Source organism: Flavihumibacter sp. CACIAM 22H1, from assembly GCF_001601815.1.
Classification (GTDB): domain Bacteria; phylum Bacteroidota; class Bacteroidia; order Chitinophagales; family Chitinophagaceae; genus Flavihumibacter.
In genome coordinates, this window is the sequence record NZ_LUKG01000014.1 from 32,582 (window position 1) to 42,322 (window position 9,741).

Annotated in this window: 10 protein-coding genes; all 10 read right to left on the reverse strand. The window is 42.7% G+C overall.

Translation table 11 applies throughout. The features are described 5' to 3' along the window. Positions 1 to 1,103, reverse strand: a 1,103-nt coding sequence (locus A1D16_RS06285) for a PQQ-dependent sugar dehydrogenase (RefSeq protein WP_290708444.1), incomplete at its 3' end; no start/stop codon positions are given. A gap of 100 nt (positions 1,104 to 1,203) precedes the next feature. After that, positions 1,204 to 3,567 carry an ABC transporter permease gene (locus A1D16_RS06290; RefSeq protein WP_290708445.1) on the reverse strand — a complete coding sequence of 788 codons (2,364 nt, stop codon included), beginning with the start codon at positions 3,565 to 3,567 and terminating at the stop codon, positions 1,204 to 1,206. Between the two features lie 137 nt (positions 3,568 to 3,704). Then, positions 3,705 to 4,037 (reverse strand): hypothetical protein, encoded by a 333-nt coding sequence (locus A1D16_RS06295; RefSeq protein ID WP_290708446.1) that lies wholly within the window; start codon positions 4,035 to 4,037, stop codon positions 3,705 to 3,707. A 43-nt stretch (positions 4,038 to 4,080) separates the two neighbouring features. Next, positions 4,081 to 4,251 (reverse strand): hypothetical protein, encoded by a 171-nt coding sequence (locus tag A1D16_RS06300; RefSeq protein ID WP_290708447.1) that lies wholly within the window; start codon positions 4,249 to 4,251, stop codon positions 4,081 to 4,083. 96 nt (positions 4,252 to 4,347) lie between these two features. Beyond that, complete coding sequence (locus A1D16_RS06305) at positions 4,348 to 4,869, reverse strand: gamma carbonic anhydrase family protein (protein WP_290708449.1); 522 nt, start codon at positions 4,867 to 4,869, stop codon at positions 4,348 to 4,350. A gap of 103 nt (positions 4,870 to 4,972) precedes the next feature. Continuing rightward, entirely contained in the window at positions 4,973 to 7,567 is a 2,595-nt protein-coding gene (locus A1D16_RS06310) for a phosphatidylglycerol lysyltransferase domain-containing protein (RefSeq protein ID WP_290708451.1), read from the reverse strand. Positions 7,568 to 7,640: 73 nt separating this feature from the next. Beyond that, the gene (locus A1D16_RS06315; protein WP_290708452.1) at positions 7,641 to 8,030 is read right to left on the reverse strand and encodes a hypothetical protein; all 390 of its coding nucleotides are present in this window, start codon (positions 8,028 to 8,030) and stop codon (positions 7,641 to 7,643) included. Continuing rightward, on the reverse strand, positions 8,027 to 8,356 hold the full coding sequence (locus A1D16_RS06320) for a hypothetical protein (RefSeq protein WP_290708453.1): 330 nt from the start codon (positions 8,354 to 8,356) through the stop codon (positions 8,027 to 8,029). Before A1D16_RS06320 ends, A1D16_RS06315 begins: the two co-directional genes overlap by 4 nt. A 140-nt stretch (positions 8,357 to 8,496) precedes the next feature. Next, entirely contained in the window at positions 8,497 to 8,889 is a 393-nt protein-coding gene (locus A1D16_RS06325; RefSeq protein WP_290708454.1) for a hypothetical protein, read from the reverse strand. Then, on the reverse strand, positions 8,882 to 9,741 hold an 860-nt coding region (locus tag A1D16_RS06330; RefSeq protein ID WP_290708455.1), incomplete at its 5' end, for a polysaccharide deacetylase family protein. The genes A1D16_RS06330 and A1D16_RS06325, both read right to left, overlap by 8 nt.

The window sequence follows — 9,741 nt, forward strand, 5'->3', positions numbered from 1 at the left end:
ATATGCATACCACTGAGACCACCTATAAAAAGATTGTTTTTCCATTCAGGAATGGCATTACCGCTGTAAAAGGTCATTCCGCTGGGAGAGAGGGTAGGATCCCAATAATAAACAGGTTGTTCCATACCTTCTTTCTGCGTAAGGGCACCAGGCATCGCTTCTCCGCTATACTCAATTCCATAGGAAATTACCGGCCATCCGTAGTTTTTACCCGGTTGAATGTGATTGAGTTCGTCACCTCCACGCGGACCAAATTCTGCATCCCATAAATCGCCGGTTACCGGGTGAATGGCCAGGCTCTGCACATTTCTGTGGCCATAGCTATAGATTTCGGGGCGGGCGCCTGTTTGATTTAAAAAAGGATTTCCAGCTACCGGTTTTCCGTCTGTTGTAATATGCAGGATTTTACCCAAACCTGAATTCAGGTCCTGCGCTTCCACCCGGGTCGATTTATCGGAACGTTCGCCGGTGCTTACAAACAAATTACCGGATTTATCGAACAGGATCCTGCCGCCGTAATGGTTATTGCCTTTGTTGTGTGCGGGGGTAGCCTGATAAATTACCCGGGCATTTTCAATTTTTGTTTCGTCGTCTGCTAATCTGCCTTTTGCAACGGCAGTGAGTGACCCATTATTTTCGTGCGGTTCAGCGAAGACCCAGTACACCATCCGATTGCTGGCAAAATTTGGATCAAGGGTAATACCTAATAAACCACCCTGGCCTTTGTTATTGACAGCAGGTATGCCGGTGATGGGTTCGCTTAGTTTTCCGTCGACCGAAGCAATCCGCAGGTTTCCTGCTTTTTCGGTAATCAACCACCTGCCATCGGGTAGTTCGGTAAGGCCCCAGGGGGCTTTTAAAGCGGTGTTAACCTGTGTTACGGTATAAGGGGTTTTGGTAGTAACGCTGCCAATGCGGGTTTGACCGGCAAAAGCAGGTTTATACGTGGTATTGGCGGCTTTTGTTTCAACCGGCGCACCTGTAGTATCGGGTGCGGGTTCCGGGTTGGGCCGGGAGGAGGAGGCATGATTGGGGGTCTGCGAATTGCAGGCGGCCAATGTAAGCACGGCTCCGGAAACTACACTCAAAAAAAATTGATTCATAATGACTGATTTTATTGCTTGTCGTGGAAGCTGTAAACTTAACAATTATTCCTTTTGGGCTTGTTAATAAATACCAGTCATTGGCAATCTTCTGGCCAGTTTATTCCGTCCGGATGTTCTTAACAGGGCTCGACCAGGCTGCTTTTACGGATTCATACCCAACCGTTAACCAGGCTATAAACAGGGCGGCGAGGGGGGCGGCCACAAATATGCTCCAGCCGGGTTGTATATGATAGGCAAATCCTTCCAGCCATTTATGGATAACCAGCCATGCAAGGGGGCTGGCAACTAAAGTAGCAATCAGTATTAATCGGGTATAGCTCGATGATAAAAGCAGCAGAATTGATGAGGCAGATGCTCCTAAAACCTTGCGTACGCCAATTTCCCTGGTGCGCTGTTGTGCCATAAATGCAGATAGTCCATATAAACCAAGGCAGGAAATAAAAATGGCAAGTATTGCAAAGAGATTGAAGAGATGGCCGATCTGCTGCTCACCCTTGTATAAATTGGCCAGGTCCTGGTCTAGAAAATTAAATGAAAAAGGAAAATTGGGATTCAGCTGTTGATGAATAGCCGCCATTGCTTCAATGGTTTCGGTCGTTTTTCCCGCAGCTGAACGCAGAATAACATGTCCACCCCATTTATTTAACTCGAGAATTAGTGGTTCAATGCTGGTATGAATGGGTTTATAATTAAAATCCTTCACCACCCCAATAATTGTTCCTTTCTTTTCATTGAGTGAGAGTGCTTTGCCAATAGCGGTTTCCCTGGTAAACCCCATCACGTTCATAGCAGTTTCATTAATGATATAGTTGTTAGAATCAGCTATAAAGCCAGGAGAAAAAAATCGTCCGCTAAGTAGTTTTATCTGAAATACATCTATGAAATTTTCACTGACCCGAAGGAAAGGAAAAATAACCTGTGCGTTGGGCGATTTGCCTTCCCAAAGCACATCATTGGTACCAGCATCAATATTAACAGGTAATTCAGAGCTGATAGCAAAATTACTGGTGAGCGGATTTTTTTGCAGTTCATCTTTTAGCAGTTGTTGCTTATTCCACATGTCTCCGGTCATAGGCATGTATAAGAGATTGGCTTTGTCAAAACCAGGATTTCTCGTTTTAATGAATTGAAGCTGCTGATATACAACCAGGGTTCCGATAAGCAAAACGATGGAAACAACAAATTGAAGTATGACAAGACTGTTGCGAAGGAGCTGTGAACCTCCGGTGAATTTCAACGGTCCTTTTAGCACTTTCACTGGTTGAAATCCTGATAAATAGAGGGCAGGGTAGCTGCCGGCAAGCAGACCGGTGGCGATAGAGATTCCCAGCAGAATCAATAATAAGTTAGAATTCAATAGTTGCAGTACCAGGGAAGTGCCGGCCAGTTGATTGAAATAGGGAAGTACAGAATAAACTATTCCAATGGCAATTACCAGCGAAACAAAGGATAATACCATTGATTCGCCCATAAACTGGGCAATTAACTGCGCGCGTGATGCGCCTACAACTTTTCTCAGTCCTACTTCCTTTGCTTTTTTGGCAGAACGGGCAGTGGCAAGGTTCATAAAATTAATGCAGGCCACAACCAGGATAAAAATTGCAACGATAAAAAAAATCTTAACGTATAAAATATTGCCATGCCCTGCTACATCGATCTGGAGGTTGGAATGCAGGTGAATGGCGGTTAAGGGTTGTAATTGAAAAGCTACTTTAAGGGTGCTTTCCGGTATGTTTCGTTTGTAAACAGTATTAATCAGCGATTCTGTTTTAAGAATAGCCTGCGGGTCATTGGCAACAGTTTTATCTAATAAGAGGTAGCTATAGAAATTGAAATTTCCCCAATTGCTGTTTAATGCACGGGCACTTTCTGTTGTTATCGGTAAAATAAAATCGAACTGAAGATGCGAATTGGAAGGTGGATTGGCAAGTACACCGGTTACGGTCAGGTTGTGCTGATTGTCCAGCAGCAGTGATTTTCCCAGGGGATTTTCTGTTCCAAAATACTTGGTGGCCATGGATGCTGTAAGCAGGATGGAATTGGGCTGTTGGAGCGCTGTTTTTTTATTTCCTTTCAATAGTGGAAAGGAAAATATATCCAGGAAAGAGGGGTCTGTATAAAGGGCATTTTTCTCTTCAAATTGCTGCCTGTCTTTTTCGAGCAGCAGCTTTACTGCCTTGCTTACCCGTACATAGTTTTTAACTGCCTGTATCTCTTTTTTTAATCCAACCGGCATGCCAGGCGGATTGACAGCGGTTTTAAACTCACTGGCTTCGGCAGTTATACGGAATAACTCGTTCGCATTTTCATGAAAACGATCAAAGCTTAGTTCATGCTGCACCCAAAGCAGAATCAATATGCTGGATGCCATTCCAATGGCAAGTCCGGCAATATTTATGGCCGAGAATGCTTTGTGCTTTACAATGTTGCGAAAAGCGGTTTTAATGTAATTCCGAATCATGGCAGTTGATTAGGGAATCTAACTTCCCAAAAAAATGCCATCTTCATATCTTGTTAAAAATGAATAGATTATGTTATAATTGAAAGTGTTTTTTGTCCGATTTTGATACAGTTTCTGTTCGGTATAGGACAGCGCTATCAGGAGATATATTTTTTAACTGTATTGATCAATAACCTTGATTCGAGGAACCCGGCCAGGTCGGCAACGGCTTTGTTTTGAGGAGGCATAACCCTATTGGATTGTTGCGGGTAAAGGCATATCCCGGTATAGATATTATAGTGCAAACTCAGTGCTTGTCCGTGGTAGGTAAAATCCCAGATCAGGGAATCGAAATCATCCAGTTTATTATTGAAGGAAATCCTGAGTTCGTCTGAAAGCAGGTTGGCTACTTCGTAAAAGCGTTTTAATCCGCCATCTTCGTCAATTACAGCTTCAGTAAAGCCTTCATGGGTGTGGAGTACGGGGCACATATGATACGGTTTATGGTTCCTGCTATAAATGGCTGAGCTGGGCTCAGGCCTTAAATTTCTTTGCCTTCGGAACTTTTTCACCGCTCAGGATTCGTTCTGCACCTACGTTCTTTCCGTTCGACGGACAGCCGGATTTTTTCGATAAACTGCAGGAAACCAGCAGCATAGCAACGGCAATGGTCAGCAGAAAAGAGGTACAACGGAACAGTTTCATAAGGCTTTTTGCTTATAACGGATAAATAAAGCAATTATTATCCAAGAATCGGGCCAGCGAAACATGTAGGCAAATAGCGTCAGCTGTAATCCTGTATCAAACCTGGTCCTTAAACCAGCTTGAATAATGCAGGTAGTTGTTGGCAATCCGGTTTATTTCGCCCTGCACCAGGTCCTGGCTGATAGCTTTCACTTTTTTTGCAGGCACGCCCGCATAAATGCTGCCCGGTTCGCAAACAGTACCTTCCAGTACCACTGCGCCCGCTGCAATAATAGTATTGCTGTTCACAACCGCATTATCCATAACAATTGCTCCCATACCTATTAACACATTATCGTGCACGGTGCAGCCGTGTACAATGGCATTATGGCCAATGGAAACATTATGACCAATATGTACTTTGGTTTTCTGGTAAGTGGCGTGCAGGACGGCACCATCCTGTATATTAACTTTATTGCCGATCCGGATACTGTTTACATCACCTCTTATTACTGCATTAAACCAGATACTGCACTGATCGCCCAGTACCACATCCCCAACAATAGTTGCATTCGGTGCAATAAAACAATCTTCTCCGAACTGCGGGTAAACCCCGTTTACATGTAAAATCGTTGGCAAAATTTTAAATTAAACGTGAAGAATCAATAGTTAATGCTAAAGGTCGGAAATAAAAATTAAATACCTGGGTATTGATGGACTACCAACAGCTGCTTGCGATGTTTCAGGGCTTCATAGCAGTGTGCAAGGCAACCGGCAATTGCAATAAATCAAAGTCATTATCATAAACCAGGTATTTATTCTCCCAGAAACTCGCATATTTTTCTTTAAAATCTCTCAGTCCTTTATAATGCTGAAAGCGTTTTATTTTTTGGGCAGCTAGCTTTATAAGTTGTTCAGCCGTACTATCGGGCTGTGTAATACCTGTCATTGGCACCAGGCCAAGATTGATATATCGTTTTTTGTTATCCCTGGCGTACTCAATTAGTCGTACAATCAAGGCATCCATAGCCGCACCGGGGGCATCCGTAGTTTTTCTGATTAGGTCATAGGTACAGTCTTCTTCTGCGTAATCGGGAATTATGTTTAAAAATGCTTTTATAGCACCGTTTTCATCGGTTACGGTTATAATATCTTGTTGTTGCAATTCCAGCTCATCAAACATGCCTTGTGAAAAAACTGTCTCTTCTACCGCAAAGGTTTGGAGCCATTCGTCTGATACGCACTTTAATTTTTTTAAAAAATCAGCGGTATGCGGAAATGTATGCAGGGTAGTAGTATAGCCTTTTTTCTGTAAGCTGCTAAGCCCATTGCGCAGAGATTTTCTGTCTTTTCCTTCAAGGGAAAAACTGTTTATGTCTATTATAGCTTCCTGTCCGATCATCAGCTTACTTTTTCTTAATTGGTTAAACCAGGGAATGCTGTCTTCGTCTACCCGGTAAAAGGCTGGCTTCAAGCCCATACGACGGCAATGCTGTTCAAATTCTTGCAGAATTTCCAGTTTGTTTTCCTCAGCGCAAACAGGTTCTTCCAATACTATAGCAAACCCGCCTGCAATTCGATATGCTACAAATCCATCAGATACATCAGAGAGGAATATCAGTTTATCTTTATACACTTTAAAATAATCCATCGATGAATTCCCAAACTGCTGTACTAAAAATAGGGCTCTTTCGCGGTGGTTTTCAGGTAAATTATGCCTGCGTTGATGGGGTTTAATTATACAAAAAAGAAGGAAGCTCCATAGAAGGAAGCCAAGGCTTCTTAGAAGCCAGACAAACTCATGGCCAAATCTTGTAAACGGACGGAGCGAATGGTCTTCTACCAATAAGAAACTTTTTAAGGTATGCACCAAAGATTGCTGCCAGGTAAAATTTTCGCCAAAATGGTTGATATCAATAAAGTAAAAACTGATCGTTCCAAAAACCAGCACAGAACCAAAACCAAGTAGTGCTGTTTTCAGACCTGCTTTCATCCATTTGTTACTGCTCCGGATTCGATACTGAGTTGCTGTAAACGCAAGTATGGTAAATGTAACAGTGGCGAAGAGTGCTTCCTCATAATCAAGCGCCTTGGTTAAGTTTCCAATCACTGAAAAGGCGGAAAGAAGCAGGGCAATAATCCAGGCTGTTCGTAGGCCGCGGAACAAAAATGTAGCAGTAACCAGTAATGCCAGCCCGCAGAATAATACCAGCAGGTGAGAGGCATGAATGGCTGTTAAGGGAATGTATTCTCTTAAAAAATGAAAACGGTTTTGCAGGGGTGGTGTAACTGCAGATACGATATTGATGATACCTAAGGTAAAAATCAACACTGCCGGAAAAAGCCGCAGAAATATTTTTCTACCTCTCCATGCGAAAGAAAAAAAGCCGCTAATAAGAGGAACCCAAAACTCAAATACCCTGTAAATAATTGTTATTGAAAAGGCGGTAACAGAGCTGTACCCAAATTGTTCCAGCACATACACCATACTAAGTTCCACGGCTCCGAGGCCTCGCATAAAGGGCGAAATCAGGGTAATCAGTACACTGATTACATAGGCAGAGGCAGCGGCGCCCAGCGAAGCAGGCTGCCCGAGGGCCAGCATTGCGGTATAAACGGTGAGTATGCCGCATAGTTCAACACCCGCAGAATACAAAACGGCGCCTGAATATTTTTTTGCAGTTAGATCCGCTGTAAATAATTCCTGTAAACCGGTTATCCATTGTGGAAATTTTTTTTCAATATATTGATAAATGAATTTCTTTTTTCGAAGAGATTGTACAACTCCAACGATAATCGTCATCAATAATAAAATAATTACCAGGCCAATCCATGAATTTCCAAACTGGTTTTTAGTAATAACCGCATAACTGATAATAGGAATTGCAACAATAAAAAAAGACAATAAGCCCGCAAAAGCAAATAATCCACTGGCCTGGTGTACCTGTATTTTAGTATACCCTGCCCTTCGGATTTCCCGTGGCGCATAGGCCAGGGCGCTAACACCACCCGCTGGCAAAAAAACACTCAAAAAATTCCTTTTCAGAAATAGGCCCATTCCGTATCCAAACTTTAATAAAAGGCCGATGGCAGCAAAACTGCTCCTGTAAATGCCTCCCTGGCAGGCTACGGTGGCAATTGATAAAGCCGCCAGTAAAAAAAGCCATTCAATACTGACCTGTTTGAGCTCTGGAATAAGCTGGTGGAGTTCCCGGCGTTCATCACGAAAAAATACAATAGCCAACAGCAACATAAGCAAAGCCAGTAACTCTCTCCAGTAAATTCGGGGCGATAAATTTTTTAAAATACCTGCTATTTTATTACCAGCAGTAGGCATATTTTGAAATTTTACAGGAAGTTAAAATAAAGCCCCGTGTAATAACACAGGGCGTGGCAGTCACTGACCCGCACTATCCATGTTTCTTATTCTCTTTGAATCGTTTATCAGGACTTCCATTTGCTTTTAAATGCTTATTTGCTGTAAATCTTTTGTCGGGACTGCCATCTTTTTTAAGTGGACCGGCACCGCTGTTTTTACCGGTGCCTGTCACTGCTGGTTTTTTTGTTTCCTGCTTAGATTGAGTTGTGGAACTGGTTTTGGCAACTGTAGCCGGAGATCTGTCGGCAGGAGCTGCCTGACCAGATTTGTTGATAATAACCGGGGTAGGCGCTTTGCTATCTGCCGCTTTGTTTACAACAGGTGTTTTTGATGCAGCAACTTTATTAACCGGAACTGATTGAGCTATACTGGCAGCACTTATGCTTACCAGGGCAATGGTTGCAATGAATAATTTTTTCATTTTTTGTTATTAACTGGGTTGATAAATCTATGGTTAGTTTGAACGTCATCCAGGTGTACAGGTATGGCCGGATAAGGTGCAGCTTCTGTGCTTACCCGATCCTGATTTGGCGGAAGGGAGCTTGCAGTAGGGTAGTTATTCCCCATTATCATAAATAGCCAGCCGCTTTCCAGTTCCAGGGTGCTTTTTGCTATATCAACCGATACTATATCCAGGGGCTGGTATGCAGCAGAAAAAATAGTTGAACTGTTTTTAAACCCGGCTGGTTTAATCGTTGAGGCAAGTAAGATGATTTCAGCCGGGTGAAGTATATTTTGTTGTTTCATTTAATTTCCGGTTACCTGTTGCTGTAAAGTTGCAGTTGATTTTGCCTTGTAGAAAACGATAGTAGTTGTGCAGGTAAAAAGGATCGGCGAAAGGGCCTGTTTAATAGGTGGGGGTAAATTTTAAGGAGAGGTATCTCCCCTTAGTGTAAGGATTTTTCCTCTTTGAGAAGCAGCTTTAGTAAACCAAGGAGTTGGCTGAGTTCCTTACACGCATCCTCCGCCTGCTGCTGATTTCCGGTAGCTGACTGGGTGCATATATATTGTAGTTTAGCCTCCGCCATTTCCAGTACTTTTGAGGCATATGTTACCTTGGAACGGATGGCAATTTCGTCTTTGTGGCGGGTTTCTTCGGCTGTAAAATTATTTACGGCTATTCCGATAAATACAGAAGCCAACCCTGAAATAGAGATCTCCAGGGCGTTGTCGTTGGTAAGGAAGGTCAGGAACACCACAGCAGTTCCGATGAGCAAAAAGCTGAGTACACGAGGCCGGGTAAAGTTGTTCCAGAAATAACGAAGGTGTCGCTTAATCATACTGGTTGTCTGGATAAAAACGTAGGTGTTCAAAAATATAATTGTCGTGCTGTCTTAAGCGGTCAATCAGTTGCTTCAGTTCTGTTTCTTCCCATTTTTTCTGAAACATTTCGTCGTGAAGCAGGATTACGATATGGTTTTTTGTGAAGGTAGTGCCGTCTTCCAGTTTGGTTTCTATTTCTTTCTGGATCTGGTCCACTGTCTGTACAGGACTGCCATCTTTCGGATTGTGTTGCCATTCCAGATCCCAGCCGTAAATGTGGTAGCCATTTTTTGCAAGCAGGTCCGCCGCTGCTGATCCACTTGTTCCATCGTCTTTTCTTCGGGTTCCGATGCGCCACATATTCCTGCCTGGCAGGCGTACAATTTTATACCGCAGGTGCAGTAATTGTTCATTCTTTTGAATATCGGCTAAAACATTGGATGGGTTGCTATAAAATAAGGCATACTTATTATTTGCGTGGGTAAAACTGTGATTGTATGATTCCACAAAAGGATTTTGTTCATACATATTGTAATAGTTACCCAATTGCCTGGTTTGTTCAGCATGTTCTCCTACCAGGAAAACGTTTATTTTGAGCCGCTCTGCTAATATTACACTGTCTATATTTTCGCTTCCGTTTAATGGCCCGTCGTCAAAACTAAGATAGATGTATTTCAGTTGTGTTTGCGTAGAAAGGGGAAAGCCAGTAGGAGTCTTTTTAACGTTCGTTAAGGAAGCAACCGATATAAAAACAAAGATGGCGGCGAACACTGCTAGTAACTGATTTTTAATACTCATGCTGGGTAGTTTAACGGTAAAAAGATGAGCTACAACTCTTTTTTCAGTCGAATAATTTAAGAAGTAAGCCC

Bases quoted from the DNA above. Each gene is read 5' to 3' on its own strand.
- A1D16_RS06290 (WP_290708445.1), bottom strand. From the start codon at position 3,567: ATGATTCGGAATTACATTAAAACCGCTTTTCGCAACATTGTAAAGCAC.
- A1D16_RS06295 (WP_290708446.1), bottom strand. From the start codon at position 4,037: ATGTGCCCCGTACTCCACACCCATGAAGGCTTTACTGAAGCTGTAATT.
- A1D16_RS06300 (WP_290708447.1), bottom strand. From the start codon at position 4,251: ATGAAACTGTTCCGTTGTACCTCTTTTCTGCTGACCATTGCCGTTGCT.
- A1D16_RS06310 (WP_290708451.1), bottom strand. From the start codon at position 7,567: ATGCCTACTGCTGGTAATAAAATAGCAGGTATTTTAAAAAATTTATCG.
- A1D16_RS06315 (WP_290708452.1), bottom strand. From the start codon at position 8,030: ATGAAAAAATTATTCATTGCAACCATTGCCCTGGTAAGCATAAGTGCT.
- A1D16_RS06320 (WP_290708453.1), bottom strand. From the start codon at position 8,356: ATGAAACAACAAAATATACTTCACCCGGCTGAAATCATCTTACTTGCC.
- A1D16_RS06325 (WP_290708454.1), bottom strand. From the start codon at position 8,889: ATGATTAAGCGACACCTTCGTTATTTCTGGAACAACTTTACCCGGCCT.